The organism is Leptospira bandrabouensis (assembly GCF_004770905.1).
Taxonomy (GTDB): Bacteria; Spirochaetota; Leptospiria; order Leptospirales; family Leptospiraceae; genus Leptospira_A; species Leptospira_A bandrabouensis.
Map to the genome: position 1 here is coordinate 1,900,815 of NZ_RQHT01000014.1, position 17,848 is coordinate 1,918,662.

At 38.0% G+C, this 17,848-nt stretch carries 15 protein-coding genes; 9 read left to right on the forward strand and 6 right to left on the reverse strand.

Features of this window, described 5'->3' with window-relative positions:
• Positions 1–158: 158 nt before the first annotated feature.
• Positions 159–1,247, forward strand: coding sequence for a helix-turn-helix transcriptional regulator (locus EHR07_RS16095; RefSeq protein WP_135745990.1), 1,089 nt, complete (start codon positions 159–161; stop codon positions 1,245–1,247).
• Between the two features lie 50 nt (positions 1,248–1,297).
• Here EHR07_RS16095 and EHR07_RS16100 read toward each other — a convergent pair whose 3' ends face one another.
• On the reverse strand, positions 1,298–2,362 hold the full coding sequence (locus EHR07_RS16100; protein ID WP_135745991.1) for a DUF1554 domain-containing protein: 1,065 nt from the start codon (positions 2,360–2,362) through the stop codon (positions 1,298–1,300).
• Positions 2,355–3,314 (reverse strand): hypothetical protein, encoded by a 960-nt coding sequence (locus EHR07_RS16105; RefSeq protein ID WP_135745992.1) that lies wholly within the window; start codon positions 3,312–3,314, stop codon positions 2,355–2,357. The genes EHR07_RS16100 and EHR07_RS16105 overlap by 8 nt, the downstream gene beginning before the upstream one ends.
• A 237-nt stretch (positions 3,315–3,551) precedes the next feature.
• Here EHR07_RS16105 and EHR07_RS16110 point away from each other — a divergent pair, with 237 nt between their 5' ends.
• The 3 genes from EHR07_RS16110 to EHR07_RS16120 are packed head-to-tail and all read left to right on the forward strand — an operon-like array spanning position 3,552 to position 5,130.
• Positions 3,552–4,256, forward strand: coding sequence for a glutathione S-transferase family protein (locus EHR07_RS16110; RefSeq protein ID WP_135745993.1), 705 nt, complete (start codon positions 3,552–3,554; stop codon positions 4,254–4,256).
• 41 nt (positions 4,257–4,297) lie between these two features.
• Positions 4,298–4,645: an ArsR/SmtB family transcription factor gene (locus EHR07_RS16115; RefSeq protein ID WP_135745994.1), complete on the forward strand. Its 348-nt coding sequence runs from the start codon at positions 4,298–4,300 to the stop codon at positions 4,643–4,645.
• Between the two features lie 2 nt (positions 4,646–4,647).
• A complete protein-coding gene (locus tag EHR07_RS16120) occupies positions 4,648–5,130 on the forward strand; it encodes an SRPBCC family protein (RefSeq protein ID WP_135745995.1) in 483 nt (160 codons plus the stop codon).
• Positions 5,131–5,182: 52 nt separating this feature from the next.
• On the opposite strand, the gene EHR07_RS16125 is transcribed toward EHR07_RS16120, so the two are convergent.
• Positions 5,183–5,554, reverse strand: a complete 372-nt coding sequence (locus EHR07_RS16125) for a hypothetical protein (protein ID WP_135745996.1) — start codon at positions 5,552–5,554, stop codon at positions 5,183–5,185.
• A 321-nt stretch (positions 5,555–5,875) separates the two neighbouring features.
• Between EHR07_RS16125 and EHR07_RS16130 the strand changes: the two genes are divergently transcribed.
• Together EHR07_RS16130 and EHR07_RS16135 are read left to right on the forward strand one after the other, a co-directional pair.
• A complete protein-coding gene (locus tag EHR07_RS16130) occupies positions 5,876–7,666 on the forward strand; it encodes a methyl-accepting chemotaxis protein (RefSeq protein ID WP_135745997.1) in 1,791 nt (596 codons plus the stop codon).
• A gap of 146 nt (positions 7,667–7,812) precedes the next feature.
• The gene (locus EHR07_RS16135; protein WP_135745998.1) at positions 7,813–9,099 is read left to right on the forward strand and encodes an alanine racemase; all 1,287 of its coding nucleotides are present in this window, start codon (positions 7,813–7,815) and stop codon (positions 9,097–9,099) included.
• Between the two features lie 41 nt (positions 9,100–9,140).
• Here the strand turns inward: EHR07_RS16135 and EHR07_RS16140 are convergent, their stop codons facing one another.
• Positions 9,141–10,169 carry a CE1 family esterase gene (locus EHR07_RS16140; protein WP_135745999.1) on the reverse strand — a complete coding sequence of 343 codons (1,029 nt, stop codon included), beginning with the start codon at positions 10,167–10,169 and terminating at the stop codon, positions 9,141–9,143.
• 5 nt (positions 10,170–10,174) lie between these two features.
• Positions 10,175–11,155 (reverse strand): LLM class flavin-dependent oxidoreductase, encoded by a 981-nt coding sequence (locus EHR07_RS16145; RefSeq protein WP_135746332.1) that lies wholly within the window; start codon positions 11,153–11,155, stop codon positions 10,175–10,177.
• A 252-nt stretch (positions 11,156–11,407) separates the two neighbouring features.
• Between EHR07_RS16145 and EHR07_RS16150 the strand changes: the two genes are divergently transcribed.
• Entirely contained in the window at positions 11,408–12,181 is a 774-nt protein-coding gene (locus tag EHR07_RS16150) for a helix-turn-helix domain-containing protein (RefSeq protein ID WP_135746000.1), read from the forward strand.
• Positions 12,182–12,235: 54 nt separating this feature from the next.
• Positions 12,236–13,072, forward strand: coding sequence for an SDR family oxidoreductase (locus tag EHR07_RS16155; protein ID WP_135746001.1), 837 nt, complete (start codon positions 12,236–12,238; stop codon positions 13,070–13,072).
• A 2-nt stretch (positions 13,073–13,074) separates the two neighbouring features.
• Here the strand turns inward: EHR07_RS16155 and EHR07_RS16160 are convergent, their stop codons facing one another.
• Positions 13,075–15,189, reverse strand: a complete 2,115-nt coding sequence (locus EHR07_RS16160; RefSeq protein WP_208739813.1) for a cellulase family glycosylhydrolase — start codon at positions 15,187–15,189, stop codon at positions 13,075–13,077.
• Between the two features lie 415 nt (positions 15,190–15,604).
• Here EHR07_RS16160 and EHR07_RS16165 point away from each other — a divergent pair, with 415 nt between their 5' ends.
• On the forward strand, positions 15,605–17,758 hold the full coding sequence (locus tag EHR07_RS16165) for a neutral/alkaline ceramidase (protein WP_135746003.1): 2,154 nt from the start codon (positions 15,605–15,607) through the stop codon (positions 17,756–17,758).
• Positions 17,759–17,848: the final 90 nt, after the last annotated feature.

Below are 17,848 nucleotides of genomic sequence, written 5' to 3' on the forward strand. Positions count from 1 at the left end.
TTTATAGAATAAAAGGAACCAATCGTTTGTCTTAAACATATAAGTTCGCCAAATGATAGTATTATTTTATTCATTCTTTTTATTTAAATTGTAAATTTGAATGGTAAAAAAAATAAGCACAGAGCTTAATTAGTTAAAGTTAGGTTAAACTTTTCCAGATGAGTGTTTTCTTCTTAGTCCCTTTGTTTGCATCCTTGGCAAATATAAGTTGTTTTATTGAAAATATTACACGTGATCATCGCTTCCATAGACTCCTGAGTGTTTTTTATTTTACCATAGGCGTTCAGAATGCTGCCACAGCAGCCCTTTGTTTTGCACCTGATGAGACCACTGGTCTTGCGTTTTGGATCTTTCAGTGCCATTCTTTTTTTCTATTGGCTCCCGTGTTAGTTGCTATTTGTTCGTTTTGTACTGGAAGAAAATTAATGAATCAAGGAACCGTTGGCATTGCAATTTATGCATTGGTTGTTGATTTGATATGTTCTTCGATACCGAAAACTGTGGTATACGGTTTTGCTAAGTTTCCTTTTGGAATGGCACCCTTACTCACTGATGTTGGTGGTATACTTGGCGGTTCAGTGCATTTTTTTGCAATCTCATTGTCATTATACTTTGTATTAATTCCTTTGGAATGGAATGTATTTTTTGAAAGACGTACCTTTATCATTGCCTTGTGTGTTTGGTGGATTGGTCTTTTTTCTAATTTTTTACCTATGTATGGATTTAATTTTCCTCCCCTTCACCCTGTAGTAGATGCCACTTTGTCTGTATTATTTTCTATTTACCTAAATCGGTTTAATGCATCTAAACCAAGTATTTATGGTTTTATTGCTTCCATCTTGATATCGCTTGCTGTTGGCTTACTCATCGGGATTTTAGTTTTAGGAATTCTTCCTAAATTTAGCTATAAAGAGTATATGATTTCCATTGTTACGACATTGACGAGCCTTGTGTTTTTTTCCTACTTGTTGAAAACTACACTAAAAGACAATAAACCAAATCTAAATTTTTCACTTCCACTGGAGAGTTATGGATTGTCGAAACAAGAACTTCGAATTTGTGAATTGATAGCGGAAGGTCATAGTCGTTCTTTCATTCGATTGATTCTGAATGTTTCTGACGGAACTTTACGAAACCATCTAAAAAACATTTATGGCAAAGTATTACCTGAATCAAATTCAACATCCAAAGACCAACTCCAACGTTTAACGGTCTTTTTATCGAAACAAAAAATCAATGTATCATAAGATATCGAACTAAATAAACGTTTTGTTAATTCGAAATATTGATTCAATTTTTATTGTTCTACACAAACTAACTCTCGATTCACGGAACAATTTTGTAGTCCTTTTCCTGCTGTTAGGGTCACAATATCTTGAGTATATGCATCTCCAGCGGTTCCAAGTTCAGAAGCAGAGTTTGTAGTCCACTTCAAACAAACACCATCTAAGTTGGTTGTCCAATCTGTATTGAGACCGGTCCAATGGTCGGAGCTAATGGTTGTTATTGGAGCAGATAGGGCTGATGTAAATAATCCTTTGGCGTTGGATGTTTCTATATTGATCCCACCTGGCCTGATATAAGCTTGATTGGGTTTAAAAACCCAATCCATTTGACCATCTCCTAAATTAGCAGTGATACTGGCTCGACGTGAAATCCCATCGACAACCATTGCTTTGTAAGTACCAGAACCAGGGTAGTTTGGGTCAGAGTGGCAACTAGAGTCAAAGTTTGATGCTTTACCGATATTTGCAGGGTAACCATTCTGAGTTATGAATATAATACATTTTAAACAGGAGGGTTGGCAGTTGATTTCAATATCTCTTATGTTTTTATTGGAAACTGTCCCCGTAGAATTTACCAACTCACAGAAGTTACCTTCCGCTTGGCTGCCAAAATTAACTTCGTAATGAGCACCTTTTGGAATCTGGATGGGAAAAGAGAATTCTGTGCTACCAGAAGGAATCGTAATTGAATTATTATGATTTAAAATCAATGTCAAACCGCTCCCAGTTAATCCAAAAATTTTTCCACCAACAGTGAAGTCTGTTTGATTAAACGAATTCGCGGATAAACAAAGAGGATTTGAGTCGCTGAGTATGAATTTTGCGGCAATGGTTTTTTCATAAGATTTTGAACTTATATCACATGTGTTTTCTAGTTCCGATGGAGAACAATTTGTGACCAAGCTGATTACAAAAATGAGGCCCAAAGTAAAATCAGAAAAGGTATGGAAATGGTAAAAAAGTTTTTTAAACTTTGGTTCTTTTGTAATTGGTTTCGAATGATTTTCAATCCCAGATGTCCTTTGGATTTTTGTTACAAAGTAACATCTGGAATTTGTTAATTTGTTATCATTCATTGGGAATACTTATATATCCATTTGTGATGGTAAACTGAAATGGTTGGCCCATAATTAAGGTGGATTCCACTCTCGCACACAGGAGTTCTTTATTTTGAATGTTGAAACTTGTTTTAATTGTATGAAAGCCGGCATTTGGGATTGGGATTTCTAAGTCGGCAAAAGGGGCAATTGTTTCTGGCAAACTTCTCGGACTGTATCCAATTATATCTAAGTTAAGAGATGACCCCTGAACCGGTAAGTTGAACTTTGCAGTAAGCTCTATGGTATCACCTTCCTTTGTAGCTTCAATGCAGTGGTCATTACAGTCCCCAAAAAATGCCGGTGTCTTTGGTGCATCCGCACACTTTCTTGCATGTCCGATTCTTAGTTCTTTTGTTGCGATTCCAAATTCATTTTTTGCCACAACGAACACTTTGTATTTTTTATCAGAATCACAAAGGTAAGTAAAACCAGAAAAGTTACTAGTTGTGCGTTTCAAAGTTTCTATTGCATTCGTTACTGTTCCATCTGGATTTAATGCCATATTGTTTTTTCCAAAATAAAAATTAATTTCAGTATTTGCGGGAACTGGTTTCTGGAAGCTAACGCTTGTTTTTTGAAATTGTAATAATCCCTTGGTGGAGTAGGGGTCGTCTGCTGGATTTGCAGGATTTGTGATATAAGTAACTTCATTGAGTAATGGAGGACTTGCGGGGATCTCACCGACTCCTATAGGAGTTTCCGTTCCTGAACCTGATTGATTCCCTCCAAGGTTTGCCGATGTATTTGGTTCCGCTGCAACGAGCAATGGCACAAGAATGGTTTTGGGATCGGGAGAAGTTCCTTCACACTTTAAGACAGAAAGTGAAATCACAGTCCAAGTTAAAACCGGTAGGTTCCAACGTAGAAACTGAATGGATCTTTGGTATAACCTGTCACAATGTAGATTGGTTTGGTTGGATGTTTTCATGCCACCCAAGGTAACATGGTCCTATTGTTTATACCATGTCCCGGATGTCACGTGTAGGAAATTTGACCTATCCCAAATGTCATGTTTGAATCCCATTGAGTATATTTCTTGCTTAGAATGTTCGCCGTTTCCTTCCCCTTGGCGAAGGATCAAAAAAAGGTATTTCAGCAAGAAAGTTTCCCTTTTAGCTAACTATTTTACTTGCACTTAAATCCCTATTTGATAATAGTTTTCCAAATGGATAACTATCAAACTCCCCAACTTTTACTCTATTACCATCCTCTCGCATCTTTTTGTCATAAAGTTCTCATCGCTTTGTATGAAAATGGAACAGAGTTCGAACCTCGATTGGTGGATTTATTATCTGAAGAATCCAGTGCGGAGCTCTTCGCTTATTGGCCCGTGGGAAAAATCCCTCTCCTTCGGGATCGTTTCAGGGAAAAGACGGTCCCTGAGACCACGATTATTATTGAATATTTAAATGAATTTTATCCAGGAAAAGTGAAGCTGATTCCTTCTGAATTTCCTTTGGCCTTAGAGACAAAACTGTGGGATCGATTTTTCGATCTTTATGTCAGTGAACCTATGCAGAAAATTGTGGTCGATCGTTTGCGACCCGAAAACCAAAGAGATCATTTAGGTGTGGAACAAGCTTACCAAAAACTTCCGATTGCTTATGGTATGCTTGAGGCAAAATTGAATTCTCAGCGCTTTATTGCTGGTGATCATTTTAGTATGGCAGATTGTTCTGCAGCTCCTGCATTATTTTATACAGATACAATTTTAAGTTTCCGGAACTCTTATCCAAAACTCACCGCCTATTTTGAAAGGCTATTGGAAAGACCTTCCGTCAAACGAACGATAGCTGAAGCTGAGCCTTATTTTTATATGTATCCTTTATTTGATCAAATTCCAAAACGATTTCTAAAAGAAAAAAAGTAAAGACACCTTTTTCCCTAAGAAAACTATGAATCGATTCCGCTATGAAGTATAATACACAAGGTTTGGAACATATTTTTCATGCACTCGCCGATCGTAGTCGATTGCAGATGGTCGAACGATTGAGTCTTGGTCCTGCTTCTGTAAAAGAATTAGCTGAACCACTCACGATGGCCTTACCTTCCGTTTTAAAACATTTAAAAGTGTTAGAAGATGGAGGGCTTGTTATTTCCGAAAAGACAGGTCGAGTTCGCACGTATCGATTGGATCCTAAACAACTGACAGGAATTGATTCTTGGATAGAAGAAAGGAAGACCGCCTGGAATCGCAGTTTTGATCGTTTAGGAAATTTTTTAATCGAAACATCGGAAGAGAATTCCGACGGAGCATAAAAGTGAAAGAAAAACAAGTCAGAAATTCAACATTTACGATTGAAAGGATTTTACCTGCTTCCAAAGAAAGGGCCTTTGCTGCTTGGGCTAACCCTGATTCCAAAAGAAGATGGTTTGCTTGTCATGATGACTGGAAAACTGTCGAATTCGGTTTGGACTTCCAGGTTGGTGGAAAAGAAACGAACCTTGTATTAACACCAGCCGGAAGTCGTCATGTATTTGATGCCACTTATTATGACATCATCCCGAATGAAAGGATTGTATATGCTTTCGGAATGTATGTAAATAACATTCGCATCTCTGTTTCTTTGGTAACTGTGCTTTTTGAGTCAGAAATAATTGGTAGAACAAAGATGATATTTACCGAACAGATTGTACTTTTACAAGATCCAAAGGTTTCAGGTTTTTCTACTGAAGAAGAAATCCGCGGTCGTGTGGAAGGAACTAATGCTGGATTTGACAGATTGGAAAAGGAATTTACCTAAGGCAAACTGGAAAACCTTAGGTTGTATCTCTTATAATGATTCTACTAAAGAATCAAACTGGATATAAAAATTCATAAAATGTGCCATTGACCATAGGAACTCTAATGTTTTTTAGATCATGATTTGCATTCATTTCTAGAAACTGGGAAAATGTTTTTTCAGGTTTATAAAAATATTTGGATCTTGCTTGTTCCAAAGAATGGATTGCATTTTGGATGTTGGTTTCTCTTGATTCACTTGGTTTGTAAAATTGAAAGAGTTGTCGGTTTTTAATTGAAGCAGGTAGTGAACATTCCCAACAGATTTCTTCTTCAATTGATAAAATCTCATCATAAAGATCTGAATCTTTGTTCGGCCCACCAAGTGCCAATAACGCTTCAGAAAGCTCATAGTATTCTTCCAAAAGTGATTCAATGTATTCCATTTATTGTTAACCTCAGTAAAAACAGAATACAAGCTAGGTAGGACAAAATGCGTTTGTCCTGAGAAAAAAAATAAAAAAAATCTGATTCTAAAACTCAAATTGAGACAAAAAAGGGATCTATTTCCTCGTATAATTCCTAAGAAAACTACCAAAGTCTCTTGTTTTAGAATTTTGATGCGGATTTACATAGTTAAGCAAGTATTTAGTACAAAATGTCTTTTCCGAAATCTTCTTTAGAAAAAACTAAAGAAAATATTCAGAATTGCTAAATTTTTAGTGATTGGTTTGGATCATTATAATACAAATGAACAGAAACATTATATGACAAATTCTACTTCTAATTCTCAAAAATCCGTAAAAGAAAAAATCAACACAAGTAGGGCAATTGGAATTAAAGGCCAACTTATGTTATTTATATTTTTGATTCTATCAATTGTCCTTACTTGTATCTTTTATATTTCCTATACAACTGCAAAAGAGCAGGTTTTGAATGTCGGTGAAGAAATGTTTACCAACGTACTTAAGGATGCGGTTGGACTTGTGGATGCTTTAAACGAAAGAGTTAAGGCAGGTGACATGACATTAGAAGAAGCTCAAGACATGGCCAAAGAATACATTGTCGGACCAAAGATGCCAGATGGGAATCGTGATATTTCCAAAACTAAAATGTCTACAAATGATTATATGTATCTTTGGGGGATCACACCAGAAGGGATTGCTACTATGCATCCATTCAATATCGAAGGTGCTAATATTTGGGATTACCAAATCGAAGGAAAATACACTGTGCGAGATACTTGGGGAAACCCAAAGGCGACTGGATACCCGTTACGTGAAATTTGGCAAAACCCTGGTGAACCTATTTATACCTTTATGGCTTACCAAGCTTATTATAAACCTTGGAATTGGGTCATTGGAGCCGGTGGACGTGAGCAGATCATTTACGAAAGAAGATTACGTGGAATGCAAATTGTTTTTTTGGTTAGCGCCGCAATCAGTTTAACCTTATCGATGTTATTCTCCTATATCCTTGCTTCCTTCATTGCAAAAAGAATTCAGAAAATTAAATTTGTTGTGGAGAAGGCAAGCGAAGGAGACCTCCGCGAAAAAGTCGATTTAGCATTTAAGGATGAATTTGGAATCCTTGGTGATGACTTTAATAAAATGGCAAATAACTTACGAGAGATGATGAAACATGTATCTAATTCTTCCGTTAAAGTGGCTGAGTCAGCAAAAGAAATGTACATAGGTGCAGAACATTCTTCTGCCGTTGCTGGCAGCATTGCTAAATCCATTCAACAGGTTGCGGTAAGCACAGAATCTCAATTGGTTGCTTTTACAGAAAATAAACGGGCCATGCTTGAGAACGCGCAAGCTGTAGCAAAAATTGCTGAATCTACTGCAACCGTTTCTGATTTAGCGAATGGAGTTTTGGAAAAAGTACAAGAGGGAAGAAATGTTATTGGAACTACCATTAAACAGATGGCAGTTGTTAATTCTTCCGTAAGTGGTATATCGAGCAGTATTCATGTGTTAGGTGAGAATTCGAAAGCCATTGGACAAATTGTAGAAACGATCAATCAAATTGCAAGCCAAACTAATTTACTGGCACTCAATGCTGCCATTGAGGCGGCAAGGGCTGGAGAACAGGGAAGGGGTTTTGCGGTAGTAGCGGACGAAGTTCGAAAGTTGGCAGAACGTTCGGAAGATGCAACGAAACAAATCAGTGTATTGATTGGGGAAATTCAAAAAAACACATCATCTGCGGTAGCGATGATGGAAAATGGCAGTAGGGAAGTCGACCAAGGTGTTTCAATGGTAAACGAAGTAGGTCAAACTTTTGAAAGGATTGCCGGATCAATTGAAAAAGTAACTGATGAAATGCAAGGGGTTTCTGCCACTACAGAAGAAATTTCTGCGAGCACGGAAGAATTAAATGCATCGACCGAACAATTAGCACAAATTTCCAATGGAATTTCTGATAGTACGCAGGCCATTGCAGCTTCTTCTGAAGAACAACTTGCTTCCTCCGAAGAAGTAACTGCTGCCGCAAACAATTTAGGTGTGCTTGCCGATGAGTTAAAGTCGGAAATCGAGAAGTTTAAAATATAATAAACTTCTATTTTTTTCTATTTTTGAGTTTTATATAATCCTTAAGGTTTTGAACTGTTCAGTGTAAACTTTGGGGATTGTGAAGAAAACTTTTTTCTATTTACATCTACCAAACATTTTTGATAATCAATGTAAGTTGGTAACTTATGTTTAAAAATCGAAAGTTATATATCTGGGTTTTTCTAATAATTATTATCGTCGTTGTTTTAATCTTCAAACCAAAAGACGAAGGTTCATCATATTCAGAATATTTCTCCGCAATAAACAAAGAGCTAAAAACAAATGGATTTGGAAAACCTGTAGTACTTTTGGATTTGGACCGATTGGATGAAAATTTATCCACACTTTCCAAAAACATCCCACCTCCTTTACACTACCGTATCGTTGTAAAGTCTCTTCCTTCATTGGATCTTCTTAGATATATTACAAAGGCAACTAACACAAGGCGTCTAATGGTTTTTCATTCTGGTGACCTTGTGATGTTACTAAGAGATCCCGAGTTTTCTTCGTTTGATATTCTACTTGGGAAACCGATGCCAGTTCGTGCTTTAGAAGAAATTTACCAAAAATCAAAGAAAGATCGGTTCCAAAAAATCCATTGGTTAGTGGATACCGAAACTAGACTCAACCAATATTTGGAATTTGCTAAATCGAAGAACATAAAATTAAATATTGTTTTAGAAATTGATATTGGGCTACACCGGGGAGGATTTACTTATCCGACTTTGACAACTCAATCTATTTCGAAAATCCAAGATCATCCAAATCATTTAGAATTTGGAGGATTTATGGGATATGAGCCTCATGTGGCTTCCGTTCCGAACTTGTTAGGTGACAAGACAGAGGCAATTGAAAAAGAGATTGAATCCTCTTTAAAAAAATATGAAGGATTTGTGAGTGATGCTAAAAAATCTTTTCCTTCCTTATTTAATAAAGAATTACTTATGAATGGTGGGGGAAGTAAAACTTACCGGTTTTATCAAAAGAACCAACAAGTTGTGAATGATGTTTCTGTTGGTTCGGCCCTTGTAATGCCTACCGATTTTGATGTAATTACACTCAAAGAACACAAACCAGCGTTTTATATTGCAGCTCCCGTTTTGAAGCGATTGGACGGGACAACCATTCCTTTTTTAGAATCTATTTCGTTTTTATTTCCTATATGGAATCCGAACTTACAGGTAACATATTTTATTTATGGTGGTGCTTATCTTGCCAAAAAAGAATCACCGCAAGGTCTTTTTGATAATAGTCTGTATGGGGCAAGCACAAACCAAGGGATCTTAAATGGAAGTTTGGCCACTGCATTGCAACCGGATGATTACGTTTTTTTTCGCCCCACACAAAGTGAAAAGGTGATGGCGGAGATGGGTGAAGTGGTTCTTTTACGAAAAGGAAAAATCATAGGAACCTGGAAGTGTTTTATCAACTAGGATAGGACTAAGATTCATATTCTAGTTGATATCATTTTAGGTTACTTGTCTTTAAAAAAATCCCACATTACATCATTGGCTTTGATGGCCATTGATGGTGAGGCCGAGCCAAAGAATAGAGAGGGTTTTTTGCCACCCGGCCATGAGTGACCTCCATTTTCAGTGACACAAAGTTTTACCTTCACACCCTCTTTACATTCATTGTATTCGTCGCAAGTCACACCTGGTTCGTCTAATACTCGTTTGGGAGTTGGGTTACACTGGTTGAATTGGACCCATTTGGAAATGGATTTTGGAACAGAAACAAAATCAGTAACAAGAGACCTGTCTCTAAAACTTTCTCCAGCACCACCATAAAATAAAACTTTATCATCATCTTTTGCATGAATATGCAAAACAGAAATTGGTTTGGATGGATTACAGGAAATTGTATTATCCGTTCCAGCAATCGTTGCGATTGCTGTGAGATTGTCTGTCATTTCACAAGCAAGGCGATAGCTCATCATTGCTCCATTGGACATCCCCGTAGAATATACTTTGGATTTGTCAATATGCAGCTGTTTAGTGGTGTAATTTAAAATTTCTTTAATAAAGCCAACATCATCGATTTTTTTGTCTCGAGCTTCGGCACAACAATTTCCTGCATTCCAAGTAGCAATTTTGCCAGATTTGTATTTACTATACCCGTTTGGAAATATGACAATATGTCCATTATCTTCTGATTTAGATATTTGGTGATAATAATCTTCGTTTGATTGAATTTCCATATCTCCACCACCACCGTGCAATACAAAGAGTAATGGAGTTTTTTTGTTAGGTGAATATGATTTAGGTACATGAATTTTGTAATAACGTGGAATTCCGTCAAAAGGAAAAGTAAAGGTATAATCACCTGGACTTTCGATTTTTTGGGAGAGATCACTGGAAGCAATGGGTGCTGGTTTTTCATCCATTTTCTTTTGAAAACGTTCTTGGATTTTGCTGCGTAACCAACCACGAGAACAGGAGACAGAGGAAAAAATGAGGAGGGCAAGTGAGACAAACCATAGCGCTTTTGAGTTATATTTCATAGAAGTCAAATTTCCAATTTTGATAAAATTTCTAAGGATCTGATTTTGGCATCTGTATCATAAACAGAGGTAACTGTCATTAGTTCATCAGCTTTTGTTTCCTCGAGTATCTTTGTGATTCCCTCTTTAACTGTTTCTTTTGCACCTACAACTGAATAAGATAACATTTGGGAAGCCATTTGTTTTTCTTGTGGGGACCAGTAAGAATCAATATCTTCGATAGGAGGAGGAAACGTGCTCCTTGCATTTCTGAGGATACGTGTAAACGATTGTTGGGAACTTGTGAAAAGAAACTTTGCTTCTTTGTCTGTATCCGCTGCTATTACATTTACTCCAACCATCACATAAGGTTTCTCCAAGTAAGCAGAGGGTCGAAATTGTTTTCTATAAATACTGATGGCTTCCATAAGAGCAGCTGGTGCAAAATGGGAAGCAAATGCATAAGGGAGTCCAAGGATAGCTGCCAGTTGGGCGCCAAACAAGCTGGAACCCAAAATCCATACGGGTACATGAGTTCCCATTCCTGGGATCGCACGAACTTGTAATTGGTTTCCGTCATCTTCAAAATAAGTAAGTAGTTCCTGGACATCATCTGGAAAAGTTTGTGAACTCATCGCATCACGTCTTAACGCACGTAAGGTGAGTTGATCGGTTCCTGGAGCGCGACCAAGACCTAAGTCAATCCTTCCTGGATATAAACTCTCTAAAGTTCCAAATTGTTCTGCAATGACAAGTGGAGAATGATTTGGCAACATGATCCCACCGGCACCAATTCGAATTTTCTTTGTATGCCCTGCCAAATGTCCGATGACCACAGAAGTAGCGGCACTGGCAATCGAAGGGAAGTTATGGTGTTCGGCAACCCAAATGCGGTGGTAACCTAAACTTTCCGCAGCCTTTGCCACACGGACAGAATTCGCAAGTGCATCTTTTGCGGTGTTTCCTTCGTTGATAAATACTAAATCGAGAATTGATAATTTTACCATTAAGAACACATTCGCTTTTGCCACTTTCCCCTGTAAATTTGTAAAAAATGAAAATCATGTTTTCAATAAAAAAAATTAATACATCTGTTATGTGAGATTTCAATTTTGTAGTTTTAAATGATAAAAAAAATATCTAAAGATATAAAATAAAAGTCTAAGTCCATTGTGAGTGAGGAATTTTTTCTTTTTCATCTTTTTTAAGAAAAAGAAACCAGTCCGAGAGTTCCTCGGACGATTATTTAAAGAATACACATGAAAGTATGGAAAGCAAGTTTAAGTCCGAAAGAAAAGTCATTCATCCAAGCTGTTTATGTTTTTGAATCAGATAAAGAAGAAAGGCAGTTGCTCCCTTTTTATGCAGATGGATTTCCTGGAATTGTATTTTTCCATTCTGAAAAACCGGTAACGGTTTATGTTGGATCAGAATCCAAAATTATGGATCCAGTCTTTGTGTATGGACAAACCATAGAACCAATTCAAATCGAAATATACGGCCCTTTTTTCTTTGTGATGGTCCAACTTTTCCCTGCTTTAGTGGAAGAATCATTTGGAATACCTGCCATTGAGCTAACAAATTCATGTTGGACCATTCCTGCTTTGGATTGGAGCAAGGAACCCGGTTTTAGAATTGCGATCAATGAGTTCTCTTCTTCACTTGCTTCTTCTGTATTAATAAAATTTGTTCTAGAAAGAGGGGAGAAGTTTCGTCCTGATCCTATTTTACAGGTTTGTATCGAAGAAATTTTAAAGGAAAATGGGAATTGCGAAATTAAAAAGTTATCTAATAAACATGGATTGTCTGAACGAACCCTCCAGAGAAGGTTTCAAAATTATGTAGGTCTCACGCCTAAACAATTTTCTACCATCATTCGATTCCAGTCCAGTTTACGTGAGTTAGATGGAGGAAATAAACCTAAGTTAACCGATGTTGCCTATATGAGTGGGTATTCGGACCAGTCACATTTTATCCGCCAATTCAAATCATTTACTAAAGAAAAACCATTCCGATTTCGAGAAAAAATTTAACCTTTGTCGGGTTTGTTCAATTTTTATTTTTTGGTTTCCTGTATCTTTAAATCTATGAAACCAATAACACTTATCATTGGATCCAGCGGAAAAACTGGATCCCGAATTCTATCAAAACTCAAACAAGAAGGTTACCCCGTTAGGTTGGGGTCAAGAAATGCAGAGCCACCTTTTGATTGGGAAAAACCAGAAAGTTGGAATGATGTCCTACAAGGAATAAACCAAGTTTACATTAGTTTCCAACCAGATTTAGCAGTGCCTTCTTCACTAGAAGCCATAAAAACTTTGGTCCAGGTTTGTCAAAAAAATCAAGTAAAACGTCTTGTATTGTTATCTGGAAGAGGGGAACCAGAAGCAAGGGCATGCGAACAAATTGTACAAAACTCCGGATTAGAATGGACCATCCTTAGGTCGAGTTGGTTCTTACAAAATTTTAGTGAAGGTATGTTTCTAGAATCCATATTAGCAGGAAGGGTATTATTTCCAAAAGTCGAAACCAGAGAGCCATTTGTGGATTTGGATGATCTTTGTGATCTAGCCTTTGCCTCTCTTGTCACTGAAAATCATAAAAACAAACTGTATGAACTGACAGGCCCCGAACTTGTTAGTTTTAGAGATGTATTTGAAACGATAGCGGAAGTTACAAACCAAACCATTCCATTCGAAGAACTTCCCTTAGACGATTATTTGTCGACATTAAAAGAATTTGGGCTTCCAGAAGATGTTTTATGGTTAATCGATTATTTATTTCGTACAGTCCTTGATGGAAGAAATGAATCAGTAGTAAACGATTTAGAATTGGCATTAGGCCGAAAGCCAAAAGACTTTCGAACCTATGCCAAAGAAACAGCCAAAACTGGCATTTGGAAAATACAAGAGAGAGTTGGCTAACTCTAATTTGATGATTCGGCGGGGTATCCGCCGTATGTCATTTTACCTGTCAAATAAACCGGACTTTTTTGTTCTAAAAGAATCCGAGTGTTGAGTTTGGATTGGAGATCCGCAAGTGTTTGTAAGGAGTAAGAGCCACTTGCATTATCCACTACCAAAACATAATGGTAGGAAGAATTTGGATTTTCATCCAAGTCCAAATCATCCCAAATATGCAAAATAGTTCCTGAACCAATTTCACGGTCCCGGTCGGGAGTGGCCACTGCCTCATTCAATCCTTGGTTAGGAGTGGAAGGGATTCCTTGGGAATAAATTCTTTTTTCAGTAATCAAAACGGTCTTTGTTAAATCAAAATGATTTGGCAGATAAATTTCTGTTGGTGCATCCGAATGCCTTCCCTTCCAAACTACCAACTGAAATCTTTTTCCAACAAAGTATTTTGGCTCTGATTCCCCTGGTTTGATTGCCGCCCAAGAAAATACATTATTCCAAGTATCAAACCCAACTGTATTATAATAACTACTGATGATCCGGCCTTGGGACTTACGTAAATACCCTCGTTCAATTGTGTAATTGTTTATATTAAAACTGGTTCCATAATTTCCTACAACAGAAAAGTCTTCTTCGTTCCATGCATCTTTTGTAGTAATCAGTTTGTTTGGATTTCCATTCATATACTCTGCATGGTTGTTGTAATAATAATCCCAATGCCACTGGGTTCCTGATACTATGGGATTGTAAAAATCGGCAAATCTAGATTTGGATGTTTGGTTTCCATCGGAAATTTCCATTGCTTGGTAAACAGCGCTGATCATCCGAGGAGTGTCCTTTGCACCTGTGCCTTTCAGCCACATACCAAACTCACTTAGAAAAACAGGAATTTTTAAAAACCTGGATTCTTTTCTAATTTCATCTAAATATTTGAAATAGGTTGCATTATCAATTCCAGTGAGATCTGTTCCCATACGGGCGGCATCATAAAAGTGTGAATTGAAAACATATCCAGGGCCAGGTGGAGAAAGTAAATGTCCGCCTCCCGTTGCGGGTGCAATCGCCGAACCAATGTTTGTATTCCAAAATACTAATGGCTCCGCAAACACCCATTTGGTTTCCCAACCGTTTTGATTTAAGACGGTTCTAATTTTTTGGTAAAATGGCCATAGTTTTTGATTGTCCCACTGTGCCGGGGTTAATCCTTCCATCCCCCCATCCACTGGTTCATTCAATGGATCGAGACCGAGAATATATGAAAATTCTTCTGCGCTTAGTTTCTCTTTGAGGTAAGCTGATGTTTTTTCGATTTGCCATAGAAACTCTGTCTGCATATTTCTCGTTCCAGAATTTGTCGATAGAGGGGCATTGTTCCAAAAATTACGAAAGGCACGGCGCACTGCTTCATTTGTTAAATTGTTTTGGCTCCAACTCGCACAAATGAATCCACAGTATTCAGTGGGATAATTTCCTCCTTTGGTGATCCATGCCGGTGCTCCGTTTCCCGTAAACCATGAGTTTTTATTAAATAGATGGCGTGAAAACAAATCCTGGTGGTAATCCAGTAGAATGTACATTCGTTTGGCAGTTGCTTTTTTGATTTGGTTGATGACAGCATCAAGGTAATTGTAATCGATCGTGTCGACAGCAGGATGAACCCCTTCCCATGCAATCGTATAACGAATGATATTTGAACCTGTTGTTTTTCCAAGCCTCGAAAAGGCAATCTCTGCATCGGTTTCATTGGCAAAAGGTTTGAATCCGTGTTGTGCAAGTTTCATATTTCCTGAAATATTAAATCCTCGGAAACTGACTTCGCGTCCGAGACCATCCACAAAAATTTGGTCCGTAAATTGGTTGTTTGTTTTATCCGAAATCAAAATCTCTCTTTCCTGGGAAGTAAGGCTATAATCGAAATTATGTATGGAATTTGTGGTTTGAACAGATTTAGAAAGTCCCAAGGAATCAATTCCGTTAGATTCTGATTGTCCACTCCCACCTGACAAAAGTAAGGAGAGAAATACCTGCTCCGTATTTTTTGCCTGAGTACAGGACAGTGTGATTAGTAAACAAAGTGAGGTAAAGATAGACCTCAAGGTTTGTTGCAGTTTCCAGTTAAATTTCATAGTTCCTCGATTCGCATTCCTTTTCGAATGGACTTTGGCCAGTTGGGTCACGGTAATCGACATTTGTCGATTAAAAAAATGACACTAAATTTCCATAAATATGGAATTGAGTTTCTATAGGATCGAAATATTTGAGGAAAAGGCAGGTTCACATGTCAGGAGGGGAGTTCATTACCAAGAATGAACCAACGAATTGCGCATATTTGTCGTTTAAATGGGTAGATACACCCTTCCTTTGTAGTGAATTCCTGAACACTGGTCTATAAAAATCGACATATGTCGATTAAATTTCTTGCCATATTTTTAACACTGTTTAGACTTATAAACCGAATTTAGTTTTAGACCTATCTTGGCCAGGGGATGAAACCTAAGCGAAAAACCGTTTAATATAGAAATTTAAATTCGGAGAAAGTATATGAATTCCAAAAGAGAATCCCGAGTGCGCTTGGGTTTTACCATTGTTTGTAGTTTTCTGGTATTACATTGTTCAGACCAGAAACCTTCCCCATCGCCCCTTCTTGGACTCGTGAGTACTGGCACAACCGACAGTTCTCAATCGGATTTAGTGAGTTCTACTGGAGTGAGTCGTGCCGTAGCACCTTCGCTTGGTTCGTCGCCCTATTTAGTTGGAGCTGGAATCTATGACATCACAGGACCCGCAGCAGAAGTAGGCATGATGGGATTTGCGGAAAGCGCACAAAAGACAGAAGGGATTTATATGCGTCTTTGGTCAAGGGCCTATATTATTGGTGATGCATCTAAACGAGTCGTATTTGTCAGCGCTGACTTAGGAATGATATTTCAGTCTATTAAACAAGCAGTGAGTAAAAAAATTGCTTTGGATTCTGAACTTTCGCCTTATTACAACGAAGCCAATGTTTTGTTATCTGCCACTCATACCCATAGTGGTCCTGGTGGGTACTCCCATTATTTTTTATATAATGCAACCACAGCAGGTTTTATCAAAGAAAACTATGATGTGATTGTAGATGGAATTTATCGTTCGATCAAATTGGCACACCAAAACTTGGTTCCTGGAAATGTGTATATCAACCAAGGAAATCTAACAGATGCAAGTATGAACCGCTCACCTGTTGCTTATGATAAAAACCCGGTGAGTGAAAGAAACTATTATGCTTCTAACGTAGATCAAACAATGACATTACTTAAGTTAGTTGCTGCTGATGGTAGAGAACTTGGAATGGTAAACTGGTTTGCCGTACATCCTACTAATGTGGGACCAACTAATAAATTGATTGGTGGTGATAATAAGGGGCTTGCATCTTATTTATTTGAGAAATCAAAAGGAGCAAATTACTCGGCAAACCAAACCTTTGTGGCAGCTTTTGCCCAATCGAATGCTGGTGATGTGACACCAAACCTGTGGGGACCTGCTGATGGTGTGAATGATTATGCACGGCAAAATATCATTGCAGAAAAACAATTTAATAAAGCTCAATCTCTTTATTCCTCGGCTAATACTCCAGTGACTGGCCCTGTGGACTTTCGTCATACCTATGTTAACTTCTCTAATTTGTATATCAGTAGTATAGGAACTACTACTTGTCCTGCGGGAATGGGCGCCTCTTTTTCTGCAGGTAGTGTGGAAGACAACGCTGTGTCTGTTGATTTTTTTGATGAAGGAACCACAGTGGATTCCCTCGATTGGAATACAAATACTGCCGATGCATTTAAAGCCAGTTTCCTTGGCGGATTTCTCGGTGTTTTATGGCCAACTTCTGTCAGCGAAGCCTATAAACTTTGCCATGCAGAAAAACCAGTATTGATTCCTACAGGTGTTGCCAGTTTCGATGGAAATCCGTGGACTCCACCTGTGATTCCTATGCAGATCATTAAAATTGGAAACTTAGCGATCCTTGCCATTCCTGCGGAAGTATCCACAATGGCAGGCCGAAGGCTTCGTTCTCTTGTAAAAAATGTTTTGGAAAACGAATACACAGTCATTGCTGGGCTTTCCAATTCTTATACTTCGTATCTCACAACAAGAGAAGAGTATTCTTCGCAACAGTATGAAGGAGCATCCACACAATTTGGACCGAATACTTTGCTTGGATACGAACAAGAATTTGGTAAACTAGCAAGTGCAATGCGAAATGGTGCAAGTTCACCTGCGGGTCCCACTCCACCAGACCTAACAAATTACCAAGCCACTTTCCAAACGGGAGTTGTATTTGATGATGTCCCACTCTTTAAGAGTTTTGGAAATGTTGTGACACAACCGGCAGCCTCCTATAGCAGTGGGGCCACTGTGAATGCAGTATTTTGGGGGGCTCATCCTAAAAACAATATGCTCATCGGTAGCAGTTTTGTGGATGTGGAAAAACAAAATGGATCTTCTTGGACGGTGGTAGCAAGGGATTACGATCCATCTACAACTTACAAGTGGCAAAGGGATGGAATTGCTTATTCCAAAATCAATGTTTCTTGGAAAACATCTTCCTTCCCATCCGGAACTTACCGAATCCGCCATAGAGGCCATTGGAAATCAGGATGGACAGGTGCCATCTCTTCCTACCAAGGAGTCACAAATCAATTCACCGTGCAGTAAAATCTGAACTATCACTCACCTGGCCTTAAAAAAGGTCAGGTATTTTCTTTGCAACGGGATTGACTAGGGATGATTTTCTAGAAGGCTCGT

Bases quoted from the DNA above. Each gene is read 5' to 3' on its own strand.
- EHR07_RS16095 (WP_135745990.1), top strand. From the start codon at position 159: ATGAGTGTTTTCTTCTTAGTCCCTTTGTTTGCATCCTTGGCAAATATA.
- EHR07_RS16155 (WP_135746001.1), top strand. From the start codon at position 12,236: ATGAAACCAATAACACTTATCATTGGATCCAGCGGAAAAACTGGATCC.
- EHR07_RS16145 (WP_135746332.1), bottom strand. From the start codon at position 11,155: ATGGTAAAATTATCAATTCTCGATTTAGTATTTATCAACGAAGGAAAC.
- EHR07_RS16115 (WP_135745994.1), top strand. From the start codon at position 4,298: ATGAAGTATAATACACAAGGTTTGGAACATATTTTTCATGCACTCGCC.
- EHR07_RS16165 (WP_135746003.1), top strand. From the start codon at position 15,605: ATGAATTCCAAAAGAGAATCCCGAGTGCGCTTGGGTTTTACCATTGTT.
- EHR07_RS16110 (WP_135745993.1), top strand. From the start codon at position 3,552: ATGGATAACTATCAAACTCCCCAACTTTTACTCTATTACCATCCTCTC.
- EHR07_RS16105 (WP_135745992.1), bottom strand. From the start codon at position 3,314: ATGAAAACATCCAACCAAACCAATCTACATTGTGACAGGTTATACCAA.
- EHR07_RS16140 (WP_135745999.1), bottom strand. From the start codon at position 10,169: ATGAAATATAACTCAAAAGCGCTATGGTTTGTCTCACTTGCCCTCCTC.
- EHR07_RS16100 (WP_135745991.1), bottom strand. From the start codon at position 2,362: ATGAATGATAACAAATTAACAAATTCCAGATGTTACTTTGTAACAAAA.
- EHR07_RS16150 (WP_135746000.1), top strand. From the start codon at position 11,408: ATGAAAGTATGGAAAGCAAGTTTAAGTCCGAAAGAAAAGTCATTCATC.
- EHR07_RS16125 (WP_135745996.1), bottom strand. From the start codon at position 5,554: ATGGAATACATTGAATCACTTTTGGAAGAATACTATGAGCTTTCTGAA.
- EHR07_RS16135 (WP_135745998.1), top strand. From the start codon at position 7,813: ATGTTTAAAAATCGAAAGTTATATATCTGGGTTTTTCTAATAATTATT.
- EHR07_RS16160 (WP_208739813.1), bottom strand. From the start codon at position 15,189: ATGAAATTTAACTGGAAACTGCAACAAACCTTGAGGTCTATCTTTACC.
- EHR07_RS16130 (WP_135745997.1), top strand. From the start codon at position 5,876: ATGACAAATTCTACTTCTAATTCTCAAAAATCCGTAAAAGAAAAAATC.